This is a genomic window from Nonomuraea solani, assembly GCF_900108335.1.
Taxonomy (GTDB): domain Bacteria; phylum Actinomycetota; class Actinomycetes; order Streptosporangiales; family Streptosporangiaceae; genus Nonomuraea; species Nonomuraea solani.
The window spans coordinates 425,326-441,740 of the sequence record NZ_FNVT01000004.1 but is presented as its reverse complement, the minus strand read 5'-3'; the positions used below and the strand labels follow the sequence as shown (position 1 = coordinate 441,740).

The window sequence follows — 16,415 nt, the reverse complement described above, 5'->3', positions numbered from 1 at the left end:
CAGCGACCGCGACCTCGCCGGCGCCCGCGATCTATCCGCCTTCCCTGGACGGCAAAAGACCGGAGCCCGCTGGAAGCGAACTCCGGTCTGTCTCGCTGCTACAGGTCAGATGGCTCGGACCTGAGAGGCCTGTGGCCCCTTCTGGCCCTGCGTGATCTCGAACTCGACCCGCTGGCCGTCTTCAAGGCTGCGGTAGCCGTTGCCGACGATCTCGGAGAAGTGCACGAACACGTCCGGCGCACCGCCGTCCGGGGCGATGAAGCCGAAGCCCTTCTCGGCGTTGAACCACTTGACGGTTCCCTGAGCCATAAAAGCTCTCCCTCAGGATGTGAATCTATGGGACCCACACCTCGTGGGTCCCGGTGTGTCGTACAGCAAGCACCCGGGGTGGCTCAGACAAAGTCATGCTGGTTTTCACTACGGGATCAGCTAATACAACGCCATCACATCTAACACCATTCTGGAGCGTTGGTGTTCCCGTCGCTAGGAAGATTTCTGTCAGGTGGCATCAGCGGGCAAACTGGAACCTGTTATGCAGAGCCTTCCCGCACCGCGTCTAGTGGCCACTGACCTCGACGGTACCGCGTTGCGCACCGACGGAACCGTGTCTCCGCGCACGGTCGCCGCCTTCGGCAAAGTCGAGGAATCCGGAGCTGTGCTCGTCTTCGTTACGGGCCGTCCGCCCCGGTGGATGGGCGGAGTCGCGGGTGCCGTACGTCACCATGGGCTCGCAATCTGTGCAAACGGGGCGCTGATCTACGATCTCCATACCGAACGGATAGTGGAATCTCACCTGATCACCGTCGAGGTACTCGAGGAAGTCGTCGCTCAGCTAAGAGCGAACGTGTCCGATCTCGTATTTTCGGTCGAGTATGAAGCCGGTTTTGCGCATGAGTCCGATTTCCTGCTCGGCGGCCTGGACAGAGCCACGGGAGCGCCCCGCGTCGACTCCGTGACGGCCCGCCCGTGCGCCAAGCTGCTGGCCCTGCATCCCGCGATGAACGCCGAGGAGCTACAGGCCGCCGTGCACGGGCTGGTGGGGCATCTGGTGACCGCCACGCACTCCAGCCGCAGGGGCCTCATCGAGATGAGCGCACAGGGGGTGACGAAGGCGACGGCCCTGGCGGCGCTGGCCGGGCGGCACGACATCAACCGCTCGCAGGTGGTCGCCTTCGGTGACATGCCGAACGACCTGCCCATGCTGAGCTGGGCAGGCACGTCGTACGCGGTCGCCAACGCGCATCCGGACGTGCTGGCGGCGGTCGATCACGTGACCGCGACCAACGACGACGACGGTGTCGCGCGGGTGATCGAGGGGCTCTACGAATAGGGCATGACCGGTAAAGCCGGGGGTTTACAGGTAGGGCCCCGAGCCGCCGTGCGGCCGGTGCTGGGGGTCGTCGCCCGGCACGCCGGGCAGCGCCCTGCGCATCTGCTCCAGCTGGGCCCTGGCGGCCATCTGCTGCGCGAACAGCGTGGTCTGGATGCCGTGGAACAACCCTTCGAGCCAGCCGACCAACTGGGCGTGCGCTATGCGCAGCTCGGCCTCGCTCGGCGGGGTGCCGTTCTCGTCGGTGAACGGGAGCGACAGCCGCTCCAGCTCGTCGACCAGCTCCGGCGCCAGGCCGTCCTCGAGCTCCTTGATGGAGGACTCGTGGATCTCCTTCAACCGCTTGCGGCTGGCCTCGTCGAGGGGAGCCGCGCGGACCTCCTCGAGCAGCTGCCTGATCATGCTGCCGATGCGCATCACCTTGGCGGGCTGCTCGACCAGGTTGGTGACCGATCGATCATCTTCGCCGCTATCGCCCTGACCTTGGAAGTCGGGGCCCACCACCACGATGTGGGGGGTGTTGTTGTCCTCAGCATTCATAACACTCACCGTACTAGCAGGATCTTGCCGACGTGCTCTCCGGAATCCATCATTCGATGAGCCTCGGCGGCGTCCGACAGGGGAACCTCGGCGTACACGACCGGGCGCACGGCCCCGGCCTCGACCAGGGGCCAGACGTTGTCCACGACACTGCGCACGATCACGCCCTTGTCGTCGACGGGGCGCGAGCGCAGCGCCGTGGCGTGCACCGTGGCGCGCTTGACGAGCAGGGCGCCCAGGTCGATCTCGGCCTTGCGGCCGCCCTGGAGCCCGATGATCACCAGCCGCCCGCCGGTGCGCAGCGCCTTGACGTTGCCCGCCAGGTACTTCGCGCCCATGATGTCCAGGATGACGTCGGCGCGTACCTTTTCCGCAAAATCTTCTTCGCGGTAGTTGATGATCTCGTCCGCGCCCAGCTCCTTGACCCGCTCGCCCTTGGCCGCCGATCCGACGGTCGTGATGACGTTCGAGCCGAGCGTCTTGGCCAGTTGCACCGCGAACGTGCCGATCCCGCTGGCGCCACCGTGCACGAGCAGCGTCTCGCCTCTGCGCAGCCGGCCGATCATGAACACGTTGGACCAGACCGTGCACGCCACCTCGGGCAGCGCGGCCGCCTCGCGCAGCGACACCCCGCCGGGCTTCGGCATGACCTGCTGCCACGGTACGGCTACGCGCTCGGCGTAACCGCCGCCCGCCAGCAGCGCGCACACCTCGTCGCCGGCCTTGAACTGCTCCACGTCGGCGCCGACCTCGGCCACCACACCGGAGACCTCCAGACCCGGGTACGGGATCGATCCCGGAGGAGGGTCGTAGAATCCTTGCCGTTGCAGGACGTCGGCACGATTGACTCCCGCGGCCGCGACGTCGATGAGCACTTCGCCCCGTTCGACCCGCGGCTCGGGCACCTCGCGCCACTCCAGCACCTCTGGTCCGCCCGGCTCGGCGATCTCAATGGCTCGCATGCGAACCACGGTAGCCGGGCAAAGAAGTTGTGGGTTGCCGGGCTGCGCGGGAACGCATGGCGTTAATCTGCAATGTATTTGCTGCCCCTTTAGACCCACCCGAGGGGGAACACGGTGGCAAGACACGATCGAGAGGAATCTCTCGAGGAACAGCTGGCCTGGCTCGACGCGATCAAGGAGACGGACGACGCCCCCGTCCCTGTCAGCGCCTCGGCCGCCGCGGCCGATGAGCCGGTCGCTTCGCCGTACCCCAAGGACCCCTGGTCACTGGTGCCGCAGCAGCACGAGACGCCGACGCCGCCGTTGTTCCGCGCGGCGGTCGACTCCGTGTACGGCGCCGAGGCCGCGGAGGACCTCCCCGGCGGCGAGAGCGAGGCGGCCGAGTGGCTCGGCGAGACCGGCGTCAAGGAGGAGTCTCCCGCGCCGGCGCCGCGCCCGGACGATCCGTTCCTCGCGCCGCTGAAGCCGTTGCCGCGCCCGGACGACACCGACACCTACGCGCTGTCGTTCACCCCGCCGGGGCGGAACGACAAGCCGGAGGAGACGGACGACAAGCCGTGGCTGTCGGCCGACTGGTCGCGCACCATCGAGCCCGCCTCCGAACCGGCCACCGAGTCGGATGACGAGCCGGCAGAGGACGCGCCGGCCGCCTCCCGCCAGGACGAGGAGCCCGCGGAGGAGGCGCCCAAGCGCGGGGAACGGTCCGCCTGGGCCGACACCCAGCCGCGCAACGAGCGTCCGTCGTGGGCCGAGCAGAGCCCTGAGAAGAGCCCTGAGAAGAGCCCTGAGAAGAGCCCTGAGAAGAGCCCGCCCAAGGACGAGATCCCGCCATGGGCGGAGTCGTCGGAGACCATGCCGCGCGGCGAGCGCCCGCAGTGGTCGGAACCGTCCGACTCGTCCCCGAAGAACCCGTCCGAGTCGGCCCTGCGGAACCAGCCGTCCGAGTCGTCTTCGCGGAATCAGTCCGAGTCGTCTCCGCGCAACGAGCGTCCGGCGTGGGCGGACTCCTCTCCCCGGAACGAGCGTCCGCAGTGGGCCGACTCCTCTTCGCAGGACGAGCGTCCGATGTGGGCGGACTCCTCCCCGCGCAACGAGCGTCCGCAGTGGAACGAGCCGGAGTCGAGCGCCCACGAGCCGGACCAGCAGCAGGAACGTTCCCCCTGGGCCGACCGGTCCGAGCGGCGGGAGCAACCCGAGCGTTCCGAGTGGGCGGAGCAGCCGGAGCGCCCGCAGTGGACCGAGCAGCACGAGTGGCGGCCCGCCGAGCGGGAGATCCCGCCGGTGCGGCCGCGCCGCCGCCCGGCCCCCATCCCCGTCTTCACCGCGCCGCCCAGGCCGCCCGCCACGGGCCGGCCGACCGCCGACAGCCTCGACCCGGAGTCCCTGCTTCGCGGACGGCGTAACGCGCCCTCCAAGGGCTGGCGCCGCCTGGTCTACAAGGCGTCCGGCGGCTGGATCAAGCCCGGCGAGCCCCCGGAGGTCCGCCGCCGCCGCGAGCTCATGGCCAGGGCCCGCACCCCGGTCACCGCGGGACACCACCGCGTGGCCGTGCTGAGCCTCAAGGGCGGCGTGGGCAAGACCACGACCACGGTCGGCCTCGGCGCCACCCTGGCCGCGATGCGCGGCGACCGCGTCATCGCCGTCGACGCCAACCCCGACAGGGGCACCCTGTCCGACAAGCTCGTCCTGGAGACCTCGGCCACCGTGCGTGACCTGCTCAACGAGCGCGACCAGGTCAAGCGCTACGTGGACATCAGGGCGTTCACCTCGCAGGCGCCGTCGCGGCTGGAGATTCTCGCCTCCGACCGCGACCCCTCGGTCTCCGAGGCGTTCAGCGCCGCGGACTATCAGGCCGTGTCCCAGGTGCTGGAGAACTTCTACTCGATCTGCATCACCGACTGTGGCACCGGCCTGCTCCACTCGGCCATGGGCGGCGTGCTCGGGCTGGCCGACCAGATCGTGCTGGTCAGCTCGCCGTCCGTCGACGGTGCCAGGGCGGCCTCCGCGACGCTCGACTGGCTGGAGGCCCACCACTACGCCGATCTGGTCAAGAACGCGACCGTGGTGCTGTGCAGCGTCCGGCCGCGGTCGAAGTCGGCGGTGGACATCAAGAAGCTGGAGGCCCATTTCGCCGCCCGGTGCCGCGCGGTGATCCAGGTGCCCTACGACCCGCATCTGGAGGAGGGCGCGGAGATCGACCTCGACCGGCTCCAGGAGCACACCAGAGACGCCTACTTGCAGCTCGCCGCTTGTGTGGGCGAGGGTTTCGCGGGCATCCGTGAGTGAGCGGAGGGTGTGGGATTCGAACCCACGAGGCCATCGCTGACCTGGCCGCTTTCAAGGCGGCTGCACTCGTCCACTATGCGAACCCTCCCGTGCGGAGTCCACGATAGCGGCTGTGGTGGCAGGGGTGTACGTTCAGGAGGTGGCGGATCTCAGCGTCGAGGTGGAGCGCGATGATCGTGGCGCGCTCGTACGCCTTGTCGGCGACCTCGACAAGCTGACCGCGCCACTGCTCAAGGAGGCCCTGGTCAAGCTGCTGGCCGAGGCGCGCGTGCAGATCGTCATCGACGCGGCCGAGCTGGAGTTCTGCGACTCCAGCGGGCTGTGGGTGCTGGTCGAGCACCAGCGCAAGGTCGCCGCGGAGTCGGGCTCGTTAGGCATCGTCGGGGTGCACGGCGTGTTGCAGCGCGTTCTCGACGTGACGGGCCTGAAGGCGGCCTTCGACCACGTGATCCCGGCGGAGCTCTGACAAAAGCCCCTACTTGAGCTGCGACAGCAGCCATTTCGGGCCCACGGTTTCCGCGCCCAGTTCGCTGACTCGTTCCTTCAGGCCGCGGTCCGCCGTGACGACCAGCACCCGCTCCCACGGCTTGGCCCGGCGCACCACATCGACGATCGCGTCGTCGCCGCTGCCCGTCGCGGCCACCACCTGGATCCCGGGCACGTCGGGCGCGCTCCTGGCCGCGCCCTCCACGACCGCCACCACCCTCGGGAACCACTGCGACAGCACCGGATGCGACAGCCTGACCCCGGAAAGAGCCTGTAGCAGCCGGGTCGCCGCCCCGAGCCGGTCGCGCCACCAGCCGTGCTCGGCCTGCGCGCCGACGATGTTGGCCATGTCGAGCACGACGCTCTCCGGCCTGATCTCGCCCTGCACCTGGTCCCAGGTGGCGGCGAAGCCGGGATGCAGCTTGCGGGCCGGCACGTCGGGCAGCGCCAGCCAGCGCAGCTCGACGCTCTCCCGGTTGGCCGGCACGGCGGGCAGCAGCAGCGGCGACTCGGCGATCACCGTCTCGAACGCCCAGCCGCCGTGGTCGTCGAGGTAGACGCCCTGCACGCGCAGCTCCTCGCCGGCGAGGGCCGCCTCCTCGCGGGCCTCGCGCAGCGCGCTGGCGACGGCGTCCTCGTGGCTGTCGCGCGCCCCGCCGGGCAGCCCCCACGTGTTGCCGTGGTGGCTCCACCAGGAGCGTTTCTGCATGAGCACGTAGGGGATGCCCAGCTCGTCATGGTGTACGACGAGGAGCCCCGAAGCGCCGTGGATGCCCCAGTGCCGATGACCTTGCGAGCACTCGGCCCAGCCGTCGCCGTCCTTAGCCGCCATGAGCCGATTGTGTCAGCCTCCGCCTTTGGAGAAATGCTGGTAGTCCTTGGTGCCCGACCAGTAGCCGCCCCACTCCCAGCCGACCTGCGCGAAGGCCTTGACGACCCGGTCACGGGGATTAACCACGCCTTTACCCTTAAGTGGGCGCTTGGTGAACTTTTTGGCGTTTTGGTGGGCGGTGCTGCCACTTGCGGTGACATATGGGTTTTCGCGGGGGTTGATGTCTATTGCTTCCCCATACGCGTGGTTTGACCAATTACTCGACCCGGTCGCAGGGCGGCAGTTGAAGGCCGAGGTGTTGTCCGCGTCGATGGAGTCGAAGTCATCGCCCTTGTAAGCGTCCACCAGCTTCATCTGCTTGATGGGCCAGCGCCAGTCGTACAGCTTCTTCATGACCGTCACGATGTCGTCGGTCACCGTCTTGCGCACGACCAGCTCGCCGCCGGTGTGCGGTTTGCCGTCGAAGCCCCAGTACGTCATCGTGATCAGCCGCAGATCCCGGAAGTGGACGGGACAACCGGAGCGCCACGAGTACGGCAGCCGGTCGCGCGACACCTTCGTCACCTTGGCGGCGAACGCGGGCGGGGCCGTCTTGCCCGGCGCGGCGGTGGCGGTGCCGGTGGCGGGCACTGGGGCGGGCGAATCAGAGGTGTTCAGGACGGGCTCGGACGTCGCGGGCGCGGGCGAGGCCACCGGCTCACCCGAGCCGCACGAAACGGACGCGAGCACCACGAACGCCATGGCGGCAGCACGTTTCATCTGGCCACCATATGCGACGTCCCGCGAGGTCACGGGACTATCAACACGGTACGGCGAGCGCGTTTCGCCAGCCCGGCCGCCACCGACCCCCGCCACCGGGACCGCGCGCGGCCCACCACGATGGTATCCGCCATGTACGCGCTGGCCAGCGTCTCCAGCTCACGCGCCGTGTCACCGCGCACGCTGACGAACCGCCACGGCACCCCGGCGCCCCGCAGCTCGTCCCAGAGGTCCTCGGTCAGGTCGGCAGCCGAGTCGGGGATGATCGGCGACCCGGCGAAGAACCACAGCGCGGCGGAGTTGAGCGACTCCACGAAGGCGATGAGCAGGCCGGCGTTGTCCCGGCGGGCGAGCCCGGCCGCGTACGCCAGGGCGTTGCGGCTCGGGTCGGTGCCGTCGAAGCCGACGACGAGCAGGCCGGCGCCGTCTTTGCCGATCTCGAATTCCCCCGCGGGGAGCCGGCCCGCCACGGGCTCCCAGCGCGGATCCGTACCACTGCCGAACACGGCATGTCTCGCGTCAGAGGTCGGCGTGCTTGCCGCGGCGGGCCAGGTCGCGCAGGGCGTCGGCCGCGTAGATCACGAGGGACACGAACGAGAGCACGGCGATCGAGCCGCCGAGCCACAGGTCGTTGACCGTCGCGTCCACGTAGGCCGCGCCGCGCGGCTGGTAGCCGACCGCGAAAGGCGCGGCGACCAGCCACAGGCCGCCGAGGAACAGCAGCACGAGGGCGGACACGCCCAGCTTGGCCTTCATCGGGTCTCCTCCATTCCGACCAGGGTGGCCTTGCCGTTGCGGCGGTGCTCCCCGGTGTTGTTCAGGTCGCGGTCGTTCAGGTCCTCGCGCAGTGCCTCGACCAGCGGGGCCAGCAGGGTGGCCAGCTCGGCGGAGGACGCCTGGGGCGCTGCGGCGGCCGGTACGGGCTCGGGCTCCGGCTCGGTCCTGCGCGGCTTGGGGACGACCAGACCGCGTACCACCAGCTCCTCGTGGATGGCCAGCGCGAAGGAGACCGCGCCCGCGAGCCCCACGACGGCCACGCCGAGGCCCGTGAAGAACTCGGACTGGGTGGCGTTCGTCCAGTCGGAGCCCTCGGGCTGGGTGCCGAGGGCGAAGGGCGCGATCATCAGCCACAATCCGGCCAGCGCCGCCAGGGACGCCGCGACGGTGCCCACGAACTTGCGAATCATTGTGCGATTCCTCCTGTGACGAGGTCCTTCCGGGGTGGCGTGGCCTGCGCGATCAGGGCCCGTGAGGTGGGCCGCAGCACGTCGTGCGCGACCGACCTGGCCCGTTCGCGCTCGGAGCGGCCGTCCGGCGGCGCCATCTTGGCCACCGCAGTGAGCAGGGCCGAGCCTTCGCCGTTCACCCGCTCGACGCGCTGGGCGACCAGTTCGAGCAGCAGCCCGGCCAGGACCAGGTCGTCCTTGCCGAGCGGCTTGGCCGCGGGTACGGCGGGCGCGCTCGAACCGCGCAGCGGCAGCTCCTTGAGGAAGAGCGTGGCCACGAAGCCCAGCAGCGCGATGGGCACGCCCACCATGAACACGGTCTCCAGGCCCCGCGTGAACGACTCCAGCACGATGGCCTTGATCGGTCCGGGGAGGTGCTGGATGGCGTCGGGGCTGCCGAGCTTGAAGCCCCCGCCGCCGGGCAGCTTGATGCCCGCGGCCGTGGCCTGCTCGGTCAGCTCGCTCATGAGCCGGTTGGTCAGGATCGCGCCGAACGCGGCCACGCCGACGGCGCCGCCCAGCGAGCGGAAGAACGAGACCCCCGAGGTCGTGGACGCCATGTCGCGCTGCTCGGAGCCGTTCTGGGCGGCCAGGATGAGCATCTGCATGCACAGGCCGAGCCCGGTGCCCAGCACCGCCACGTCGAAGCCGATGAGCCAGTTGCTGGAGTCGACGTGCAACTGGGACAGCAGGAACAGCCCGACCGCCACGATCAGCAGGCCCGCGACGGGGAAGATCTTCCACTTGCCGGTGTTGGTGACGATCTTCCCGGAGATCACACCGCCCAGGAACAGCGCCACCACCATGGGCAGCGTCATGAGCCCGGAGTTGGTCGGGCTGAGCCCTTTGACGATCTGCAGATACTGCGGCAGGTAGATCATCGCGCCGAACATCGCCATGCCGACGAACAGCGAGGCGAGGCTGGTGAGCACGAACGTCCGGTTGCGGAACAACCGCGGCGGCAGGATCGGGTTGCGCGCGGTCCGCTCGGACAGCACCGCGAGGGCCAGCATGAGCAGGCTGATCGCGGCCAGGAAGTAAGTCCAGACCGAGTTCCACTCGAACTGGTTGCCGCCGAACGTCAGCAGCAGCATGAGCGCGCTCGCGCTGGCCGTGATCGTCGTCGCGCCCCAGATGTCGATGGAGGTGCTCCGCTTGACCTTCGGCAGCTTGAGCACCTTCTGGATCACGATGAAGGACACCAGCGCGAAGGGCACGACCACGTAGAAGCACCAGCGCCAGCCGAGCCAGTCGGCGTCCACGATGAACCCGCCCAGCAGCGGCCCCGCGACCGTCGAGATGCCGAAGACGGCGCCCATGTAGCCGGAGTAGCGGCCGCGCTCGCGGGGCGACACGATGTCGCCCAGGATCACCTGCGCGAGAGCGGACAGACCACCCACACCCAGGCCCTGTACGGCACGAGCCGCGATGAGCTGCCCCATGTCCTGGGAGAGCCCGGCCACCAGCGACGCCGCGACGAACAACCCCAGAGCGGTCTGGAAGAGCAGCTTGCGCCCGAATAGGTCGGACAGCTTGCCCCAGAGCGGGGTCGACACCGTCATCGTCAGCATGGTCGCGCTCGCGACCCACGAGTACTGATCCTGCCCGCCGAGCTCTCCCACGATCGTCGGCAGCGCGGTGCCCACCACAGAGGTCGAGATCATCGACGTGAGCATCGCGAGCATGAGCCCGGACATGACCTCGAGGATTTCGCGGTGGGTGTAGTGCCGATTCGCGGGAGGAGCGGCCTGCGCTTGGGCTACCAAGACACCACATCCCCTTCATACAGCTTTGAACCGATTTGAGTATACGCATGTTTACTAGCCGCGCGGTAAGTGGGGGTACTTTCAGTAGAGTGCGGGCATGAGTCTCCAGGTGACTGAGGCCCGGCCACGCTCCCGCGAGGCCACGCGGGAGCGGATCCTGCAGGCCGCGCGCCGGCTGTTCGGCGAGCACGGCTACGAGCAGGTGACCGTACGCATGATCGCGTCGGCGGCGGAGGCCAACATCGCCCTGGTGGGGCGCTATTTCGGATCCAAGGCCGGCCTGTTCGGGGCGGTCCTGCAGGGTGAGCCGACCTTCAGCGCCCTGTTCGACGGCGACCCCGCGGGCCTGCCGCGGCGGCTGGCCGAATACGCGGCCGAGCGCATGGAGCACCCGCCGGAGAGCCCGATCCTGCGCGCGCTCGAACGCTCGGCCCGCCATCCCGAGGTGGAGGCCGTGGCCCGCGAGCGCCTGCTGACCGCGGTGCTCCAGCCGCTGGAGGCCCATCTCACCGGGCCGGACGCGCACGCGAGGGCCCGGATGGCCACGGCGATGTTCCTCGGCGTCGGCGCCATGCGCCGCCGCGTCGGCCCCGAGCGGCCCACTCCCGCCGACGTCGACCGGCTGACCGCGATCTTCGAGGCGTGCCTGGCCGAGTGAAACTTTCACCTGTCACGTGGGCTCTGGCCTGCGGTGACGTCCTGCAGATCGATCCGATGTCTTTGAGGTGGCGGTAACGCCTCCCTACCATCCGGGGTGCCGGTGGGAGCGCTCCCACACAACGGATGGAGCTACTTTCATGTCTCGCAGAAGGCCCATGTTGGCGGTGCTCCTCGCGGCGGCCGCCACGGCCGCGGCGGGGGCGGTCGTCCTGTCCTCGTCCACCGCCCAGGCCGCCGACTCCGCTTTCTACGTGGATCCCCAGACCAACGCCGCCAAGTGGGTGGCGGCCAACCCGAACGACAGCCGTACCGCGGTGATCAGGGACCGGGTCGCCGCCGTGCCGCAGGGGCGGTGGTTCGCGACGTACAACCCTGCGCTGGTGCGGAGCCAGGTCGACGCGTACGTCGGCGCCGCCGCGGCGGCGGGCAAGATCCCGATCATGGCCGTGTACGCGATGCCGAACCGCGACTGCGGCGGCGCGAGCGCGGGCGGGGCGCCCGACCACGCCTCCTACCGCGCCTGGATCGACCAGATCGCCGCCGGGCTCGGTGGGCGGCCGGCCTCCATCGTCCTCGAACCGGACGCGCTGGCGATCATGACGAACTGCATGAACGCCGCGGAGCAGGCCGAGGTCAAGGCGTCGATGGCGTACGCGGGCAAGAGGTTCAGGGGTACGTCGTCGCAGGTCAAGGTGTACTTCGACATCGGGCACGACGGCTGGCTGTCGGCCTCCGAGGCGGCCTCCCGGCTGACCGGGGCGGACGTGGCCAACAGCGCCGACGGGATCGCGGTCAACACCTCCAACTACCGGGCGACGCCGGGGCTGGTGTCGTACGCGAAGAGCATCATCGCGGCGACCGGCGTGTCCCGGCTGAAGGCGGTCATCGACACCAGTCGCAACGGCAACGGGCCGGCCGGCAGCGAGTGGTGCGACCCGGCGGGCCGGGCCACCGGCATCTGGAGCACCACGAACACGGGCGATTCGGCCATCGACGCCTACCTCTGGGTCAAGCCGCCGGGCGAGGCGGACGGCTGCATCGCGGGAGCGGGACAGTTCGTGCCGCAGCGGGCGTACGACCTGGCCGTCGCCGCCCCGCAGCCGACCGTAACCCCCACGGTGACGCCGACCGTAACCCCTACGGCCGGTCCTTCCGGGTGCGGCGCGACGTACAAGGTGACCAGTCAGTGGCAGAACGGTTTCCAGAGTGAGGTCACCGTCAAGAACACCGGCTCGGCCCCGATCCGCGGCTGGAAGGTCGGCTGGACGTTCCCGAGCGGGCAGACGATCTCCCAGCTCTGGAACGGCACCCTGTCCGCCGGCGGCGGCGCGATCACCGTCACGAACCTCAACTGGAACGGCGATCTGGCGGCGGGCGCGACGGCGACGTTCGGCTTCCTCGCCAATCACACCGGCCAGAACGGCACCCCGGCCACGTTCACCTGTACGGCTTCCTGACCCCTCCACGAGCCCCCGCGTCCCGGCCCGCGGGGGCTCGGTCATGAAATAACGGCGCATTCGCGGCTGTTACCGACAGTCAGGTCCAACCGCTCTGCGAAAGGCGCGTACCCATGGCTCTGCCGCTGTCCATCCTGGATCTGGCGCACATCGGCGAGGGCGAGACGGCGGCCGACAGTTTCGCCGCCAGCGTCGCCCTGGCCCAGCGGGCCGAGGAGCTGGGATACCAGCGGGTCTGGTACGCCGAGCACCACAACATGCCGAGCATCGCCTCGTCGGCCACCAGCGTGCTCATCGCCCACGTGGCCGCCCATACCCGGACGATTCGCCTCGGGGCGGGCGGCGTCATGCTGCCGAACCACGCTCCACTGACCATCGCCGAGCAGTTCGGCACGCTGGAGACCCTGCACCCGGGACGCATCGACCTCGGCCTTGGCCGGGCGCCCGGCAGCGACCAGCAGACGATGCGGGCGCTGCGCCGTACGCCGTCGTCCGCGGACGCGTTCCCGCAGGACGTGCTGGAGCTGCAGGGCTACCTGGCGGGCGAGTCCCGGATCCCCGGCGTGGACGCCACGCCGGGCAAGGGCACGCACGTGCCGCTGTACATCCTCGGGTCCTCCCTGTTCGGGGCCCAGCTCGCCGCCATGCTCGGGCTGCCGTACGCGTTCGCCTCGCACTTCGCGCCCACCGCGCTGGAGGAGGCCGTGGCGGTCTACCGGCGCGAGTTCAAGCCGTCTGAGCAGCTCGACCGGCCGCACGTCATCGCCGCGCTCAACGTGATCGCGGCGGAGACGACGGAGGAGGCGGAGGAGCAGTTCCTGGCCTCGAAGCGGCTCAGGGTGAGCAGGTTCCTCGGGCGGGGACGTACGTTCACGCAGGAAGAGGCCGACATGATCCTCGAATCCCCGGCCGGGCAGCAGATCGTCCAGATGGCCAAATACTCGGCCGTCGGCGACCCGGCCGAGGTCAAGGCCTATGTCGATCGGTTCGCCGAGCACGCCCAGGCCGATGAGCTGATCGTGGCGTTCTCGGCGACCGACAGGAAGGCGTGGCTGCGCTCGGCCGAACTCCTGGCCGAGGCGCACGGTCTGGGTTAGTCGGCGACGAGTCGCGCGCGGCGCCCGTCCTGTTCGCGCTGCCGGCGGACCACGTACGTGCCCGGTGCGCATCCCGAGCCTCCGTGTTCGGGATGCAGCAGGTAGACGGGCTCCGTGGCGGTGAACATGCCGATGGTCAGGCCGCTCGCGTCCGACACCTGCGTGGTCCAGCGGCAGGTACGCGGCTCGGCGACCAGCGCGTGCGGGTTGCCCCCGGCCGCGCCGCGCAGCAGCTCGACGCCCTCGGGGGGCACCCACTGCCAGCGGGCCTCGTGCCAGGTCATGACGGAGTCGGCGACGAAGGAGTGCGGGACGACGATGAGGTCGCCCTGGGCCTGGAGGCCGTCGATGACCGGGATTTGCATCGACTGCTCAAGGTGGTCGAGCACGGCGAGCCCGGTCTGACGGGAAAGGCCGGCGAGGGTCACGGGGGTTACGGGGGTCACAGTCATGGGGATCACCTCAGGTTCTGCGCTGGAGTAGGGAGTACTGCTCGGCGGACAGCCCGTAGGTCCAGCCGGCGGCGTCGACCGGGTCTTTGAGGAAGCCCGGCACGGTCAGGCCGTAGCGGCGACGGTGCCCGTCGCGCTCGACGGAGCCGTTGATCGCGAGGAGCACCTTGGTGTCCCTGCGCATGTCGTAGAGCCGCAGCTCGAAGCCTGGATTACCGGGGTCGGGGGCGGTGGCGACGAGTCGCAGCCCGGCCTGTTCGATGTAGGGGCCCCAGCCGAGGCGCTCGATCGCGCACCGTCTGACCTCGACGTTGGGCTCGTTCGCGATGCGGTCTATCGCCGGGTCCTCGAGCACCCAGGGGGGCACCTGGGTGCCGTGCCAGGCGTACAGGTCCCAGCCATCGCCGTACCGCAGGGCCGGGCCGTCGGCGTGGTGCAGGCGTACCTCGCCGTCGTCGCCCCACACCTCGGTGTGCACGGCGACGGGCCGCTCGGAGACGACGCACACCTGCTCGCCCGGCCACCACCAGTGGCACGCCGAGGCCACGGCCGTCCACAGGGCGAGCCGCCGATGCTGGCCGGCGCTGAAGGGTACGCCGGCGGCCCGGTGCAGGGCGTCGTAGTGGGCGAGCCAGGCGACGTAAGGGGTGTCGTACCAGGTGCGGTAACGCCAGGAGACGCCGCTGTGCGCCTGGAGCAGCGGCGGGAGGAACGCGCTGTTGAACGAGCTGTTGAGCGAGGACAGCACCTGTTGGCGGAGGAGTTGCTCGTTGGGCCGGTGCACCCACCCGACCTGGCAGTCCAGCTCTCTGGACAGCCGGTGCTTGAGCGAGGTGAACTCGGCCGGCAGCGGCCAGTCGTCGATGTTCTCGGCGCTCTGCCGCGCCCCTGGTGGCACGGTCGCCAGGGCCATGAGCGGTGACGACACCCAGTGGAAACGGGGTGGGGGCAGCCCGATCAGGCGGTAGAGCGCGGAGATCGCGGCCTCTGCGGCCGGTCGGTCGGTGGGCTGCGTCGACAACGCCCGGCCCAGCCATTGTTCGCGGATTGCGGCAGCTTCCCGCTGCACGAGAACGCTCACCGGACGAGGGTGGCGTGGTCCTTTCTCACGATCATGTGAGAAATAGTGACAGAGGGAAGCCGCCGATGTCCACTACTCGCGTGGCGGGTGCCTGAGCTGGTAGGGGCCGGTGGTCTCGGAGGCGGGGATCGGGGCCAGGCCCGCCGTGACGAGCTGGGTGCGCAAGCTGATCACCGTTCGCTCCAGGGCGCGGATCTGGGCCTGGAGGCGGCGGATCTGGTCACGCATCTCGGTGGACGCGCTCTGCTCGCTGGCCAGGTCGGCGCCCACCTGCGCGGCCTGGCCCTGCATCCGGGTGAGCTGTTTCTCCATCTGGCTCAGCGCGTCCTCGTAGATCGTCTTTGCCCGGAGGAACGCCTCCGCGTCGACTTTGGAGCGCTCCACTTCCGCCTGCCGCTCGGCCTGGCGCAGCGCGGTCTGCTGCGTCTTCTTGTTGGCGTCGGTGGCGGATCGGAACGCGAGATAGGCCACGCCGAGGGGGACGATACCGGTCCCGATCTGGACGAGGATCTCATTCAGGGTCGACATCGCTGCCTCCCACGGCCCGGATCACCCCGGTATAGGCGATCCCGTCGTCGCTGTGCCAGGCGTTGACGGTCAGCGCCATGGGGAACTCGCTGCCGTCGCGGTGCAGGCCGACCAGCGGGATGATCCGCCCGGCCAGGGTCGAGTGGCCGGTGGAGCGCACCCTGTCCAGCCCGTCGGAGTGCGGATCGCGGAAGCGCTGCGGCATCAGCATGGTCAGGGGACGCCCGACCGCCTCCTCGGTGCTCCAGCCGAACAGCGTGGCGGCCTGGGGGTTCCAGGACTGGATGACGCCGGCGGCGTCGGCGACCACCACGGCCGTCGTGTCCGTGGGCGGGGCGCTCGGCAGGCGATCGACCGAGACGGCCTCCGGCCAGGTGGCGATCAGGGCGATCCAGCCGCCGAACGCCAGCCAGACCGCCCCGCCGACCCATCCGCGCGGGTTCTCGCCGCTGAAGGTGGACAGCAGGTAGACCAGGCCGTACAGCAGGAGCAGTGCCGTGGCGACGGCGAAGGCGATCCGGTCGGAGCGCACGAACATCTGCACCAGGCACAGGGCGCCCGTGGCGCACCAGGCCACCGCCCAGACGGATAACGGGGCGATGGCGGCGAGCGTGGCGTAACCGGGGGTGGCTCGCTGGGCGGCCGGAGCGAACTCCAGGGAGGCGGCGATGACCAGGCACAAGAGCCCGATGAATGCCAGGGAGGCGCCTCGGCGGCCGATGCGGTGAAGGAGGTGTGTGATGATACGGCCGTTACTCACGGTCGCAAGATTAATGCATATAGTCACTTTGGGGGGTGTTATTTAAAAGCGAGGGTGGGGTGAACTGGGGTTTGTCCGCATGTGGCCATGGATGGAGACAGGCCGGGTGTACGGGTTTACCCTCAAATGACCCTTCCGCGTGGGGCGTCGCCATGATGATACTTGGGCTCCGACTGGTCGCGGTCGCGACTTT

At 69.6% G+C, this 16,415-nt stretch carries 19 protein-coding genes and 1 tRNA gene; 6 read left to right on the top strand and 14 right to left on the bottom strand.

Features of this window, described 5'->3' with window-relative positions:
- Positions 1-105: 105 nt before the first annotated feature.
- A complete protein-coding gene (locus tag C4V41_RS17660; RefSeq protein ID WP_043619750.1) occupies positions 106-309 on the bottom strand; it encodes a cold-shock protein in 204 nt (67 codons plus the stop codon).
- A 223-nt stretch (positions 310-532) separates the two neighbouring features.
- On the opposite strand from C4V41_RS17660, the gene C4V41_RS17655 reads away from it, so the two are divergent.
- Positions 533-1,330 carry a Cof-type HAD-IIB family hydrolase gene (locus C4V41_RS17655; protein ID WP_103956966.1) on the top strand — a complete coding sequence of 266 codons (798 nt, stop codon included), beginning with the start codon at positions 533-535 and terminating at the stop codon, positions 1,328-1,330.
- A gap of 24 nt (positions 1,331-1,354) precedes the next feature.
- Here C4V41_RS17655 and C4V41_RS17650 read toward each other — a convergent pair whose 3' ends face one another.
- Both C4V41_RS17650 and C4V41_RS17645 read right to left on the bottom strand, forming a co-directional pair.
- On the bottom strand, positions 1,355-1,870 hold the full coding sequence (locus tag C4V41_RS17650; protein WP_103956965.1) for a bacterial proteasome activator family protein: 516 nt from the start codon (positions 1,868-1,870) through the stop codon (positions 1,355-1,357).
- Between the two features lie 5 nt (positions 1,871-1,875).
- On the bottom strand, positions 1,876-2,832 hold the full coding sequence (locus C4V41_RS17645; RefSeq protein ID WP_103956964.1) for an NAD(P)H-quinone oxidoreductase: 957 nt from the start codon (positions 2,830-2,832) through the stop codon (positions 1,876-1,878).
- Positions 2,833-2,946: 114 nt separating this feature from the next.
- Between C4V41_RS17645 and C4V41_RS17640 the strand changes: the two genes are divergently transcribed.
- On the top strand, positions 2,947-5,118 hold the full coding sequence (locus C4V41_RS17640) for a MinD/ParA family ATP-binding protein (RefSeq protein ID WP_235030190.1): 2,172 nt from the start codon (positions 2,947-2,949) through the stop codon (positions 5,116-5,118).
- Position 5,119: 1 nt separating this feature from the next.
- Here the strand turns inward: C4V41_RS17640 and C4V41_RS17635 are convergent.
- Positions 5,120-5,206, bottom strand: a tRNA-Ser gene (locus C4V41_RS17635).
- A 51-nt stretch (positions 5,207-5,257) separates the two neighbouring features.
- Between C4V41_RS17635 and C4V41_RS17630 the strand changes: the two genes are divergently transcribed.
- Positions 5,258-5,584, top strand: coding sequence for an STAS domain-containing protein (locus tag C4V41_RS17630; protein ID WP_160150313.1), 327 nt, complete (start codon positions 5,258-5,260; stop codon positions 5,582-5,584).
- Positions 5,585-5,593: 9 nt separating this feature from the next.
- Here the strand turns inward: C4V41_RS17630 and C4V41_RS17625 are convergent, their stop codons facing one another.
- The 6 genes from C4V41_RS17625 to C4V41_RS17600 are packed head-to-tail and all read right to left on the bottom strand — an operon-like array spanning position 5,594 to position 10,187.
- Positions 5,594-6,436: an NUDIX hydrolase gene (locus C4V41_RS17625; RefSeq protein ID WP_103956962.1), complete on the bottom strand. Its 843-nt coding sequence runs from the start codon at positions 6,434-6,436 to the stop codon at positions 5,594-5,596.
- A gap of 12 nt (positions 6,437-6,448) precedes the next feature.
- Positions 6,449-7,195: a M15 family metallopeptidase gene (locus C4V41_RS17620; protein ID WP_235030189.1), complete on the bottom strand. Its 747-nt coding sequence runs from the start codon at positions 7,193-7,195 to the stop codon at positions 6,449-6,451.
- A 29-nt stretch (positions 7,196-7,224) separates the two neighbouring features.
- Positions 7,225-7,665 (bottom strand): universal stress protein, encoded by a 441-nt coding sequence (locus tag C4V41_RS17615; protein WP_160150312.1) that lies wholly within the window; start codon positions 7,663-7,665, stop codon positions 7,225-7,227.
- Between the two features lie 49 nt (positions 7,666-7,714).
- Positions 7,715-7,951: a hypothetical protein gene (locus C4V41_RS17610; protein ID WP_103956959.1), complete on the bottom strand. Its 237-nt coding sequence runs from the start codon at positions 7,949-7,951 to the stop codon at positions 7,715-7,717.
- Positions 7,948-8,382, bottom strand: a complete 435-nt coding sequence (locus C4V41_RS17605) for a hypothetical protein (protein ID WP_103956958.1) — start codon at positions 8,380-8,382, stop codon at positions 7,948-7,950. The genes C4V41_RS17610 and C4V41_RS17605 overlap by 4 nt, the downstream gene beginning before the upstream one ends.
- The gene (locus tag C4V41_RS17600; protein WP_103956957.1) at positions 8,379-10,187 is read right to left on the bottom strand and encodes an MDR family MFS transporter; all 1,809 of its coding nucleotides are present in this window, start codon (positions 10,185-10,187) and stop codon (positions 8,379-8,381) included. The genes C4V41_RS17605 and C4V41_RS17600 overlap by 4 nt, the downstream gene beginning before the upstream one ends.
- 97 nt (positions 10,188-10,284) lie before the next feature.
- Between C4V41_RS17600 and C4V41_RS17595 the strand changes: the two genes are divergently transcribed.
- From C4V41_RS17595 to C4V41_RS17585, 3 genes are all read left to right on the top strand, one after another.
- Entirely contained in the window at positions 10,285-10,845 is a 561-nt protein-coding gene (locus tag C4V41_RS17595; protein WP_103956956.1) for a TetR/AcrR family transcriptional regulator, read from the top strand.
- Between the two features lie 139 nt (positions 10,846-10,984).
- Complete coding sequence (locus C4V41_RS17590; protein ID WP_235030187.1) at positions 10,985-12,304, top strand: glycoside hydrolase family 6 protein; 1,320 nt, start codon at positions 10,985-10,987, stop codon at positions 12,302-12,304.
- Between the two features lie 113 nt (positions 12,305-12,417).
- Positions 12,418-13,401: an LLM class flavin-dependent oxidoreductase gene (locus C4V41_RS17585; RefSeq protein WP_103956954.1), complete on the top strand. Its 984-nt coding sequence runs from the start codon at positions 12,418-12,420 to the stop codon at positions 13,399-13,401.
- Here the strand turns inward: C4V41_RS17585 and C4V41_RS17580 are convergent.
- The 4 genes from C4V41_RS17580 to C4V41_RS17565 form a co-directional block, all read right to left on the bottom strand.
- Entirely contained in the window at positions 13,398-13,853 is a 456-nt protein-coding gene (locus C4V41_RS17580; RefSeq protein WP_103956953.1) for a hypothetical protein, read from the bottom strand. The genes C4V41_RS17585 and C4V41_RS17580 overlap by 4 nt on opposite strands.
- A 10-nt stretch (positions 13,854-13,863) precedes the next feature.
- Entirely contained in the window at positions 13,864-14,934 is a 1,071-nt protein-coding gene (locus C4V41_RS17575; RefSeq protein WP_103956952.1) for a DUF6745 domain-containing protein, read from the bottom strand.
- 72 nt (positions 14,935-15,006) lie between these two features.
- A complete protein-coding gene (locus tag C4V41_RS17570) occupies positions 15,007-15,462 on the bottom strand; it encodes a hypothetical protein (RefSeq protein ID WP_146103693.1) in 456 nt (151 codons plus the stop codon).
- Complete coding sequence (locus tag C4V41_RS17565; protein ID WP_103956950.1) at positions 15,446-16,222, bottom strand: PAS domain S-box protein; 777 nt, start codon at positions 16,220-16,222, stop codon at positions 15,446-15,448. The genes C4V41_RS17570 and C4V41_RS17565 overlap by 17 nt, the downstream gene beginning before the upstream one ends.
- Positions 16,223-16,415: the final 193 nt, after the last annotated feature.

Bases quoted from the DNA above. Each gene is read 5' to 3' on its own strand.
- C4V41_RS17570 (WP_146103693.1), bottom strand. From the start codon at position 15,462: ATGTCGACCCTGAATGAGATCCTCGTCCAGATCGGGACCGGTATCGTC.
- C4V41_RS17610 (WP_103956959.1), bottom strand. From the start codon at position 7,951: ATGAAGGCCAAGCTGGGCGTGTCCGCCCTCGTGCTGCTGTTCCTCGGC.
- C4V41_RS17595 (WP_103956956.1), top strand. From the start codon at position 10,285: ATGAGTCTCCAGGTGACTGAGGCCCGGCCACGCTCCCGCGAGGCCACG.
- C4V41_RS17585 (WP_103956954.1), top strand. From the start codon at position 12,418: ATGGCTCTGCCGCTGTCCATCCTGGATCTGGCGCACATCGGCGAGGGC.
- C4V41_RS17625 (WP_103956962.1), bottom strand. From the start codon at position 6,436: ATGGCGGCTAAGGACGGCGACGGCTGGGCCGAGTGCTCGCAAGGTCAT.
- C4V41_RS17645 (WP_103956964.1), bottom strand. From the start codon at position 2,832: ATGCGAGCCATTGAGATCGCCGAGCCGGGCGGACCAGAGGTGCTGGAG.
- C4V41_RS17660 (WP_043619750.1), bottom strand. From the start codon at position 309: ATGGCTCAGGGAACCGTCAAGTGGTTCAACGCCGAGAAGGGCTTCGGC.
- C4V41_RS17590 (WP_235030187.1), top strand. From the start codon at position 10,985: ATGTCTCGCAGAAGGCCCATGTTGGCGGTGCTCCTCGCGGCGGCCGCC.
- C4V41_RS17605 (WP_103956958.1), bottom strand. From the start codon at position 8,382: ATGATTCGCAAGTTCGTGGGCACCGTCGCGGCGTCCCTGGCGGCGCTG.
- C4V41_RS17655 (WP_103956966.1), top strand. From the start codon at position 533: ATGCAGAGCCTTCCCGCACCGCGTCTAGTGGCCACTGACCTCGACGGT.
- C4V41_RS17580 (WP_103956953.1), bottom strand. From the start codon at position 13,853: ATGACTGTGACCCCCGTAACCCCCGTGACCCTCGCCGGCCTTTCCCGT.
- C4V41_RS17620 (WP_235030189.1), bottom strand. From the start codon at position 7,195: ATGAAACGTGCTGCCGCCATGGCGTTCGTGGTGCTCGCGTCCGTTTCG.
- C4V41_RS17650 (WP_103956965.1), bottom strand. From the start codon at position 1,870: ATGAATGCTGAGGACAACAACACCCCCCACATCGTGGTGGTGGGCCCC.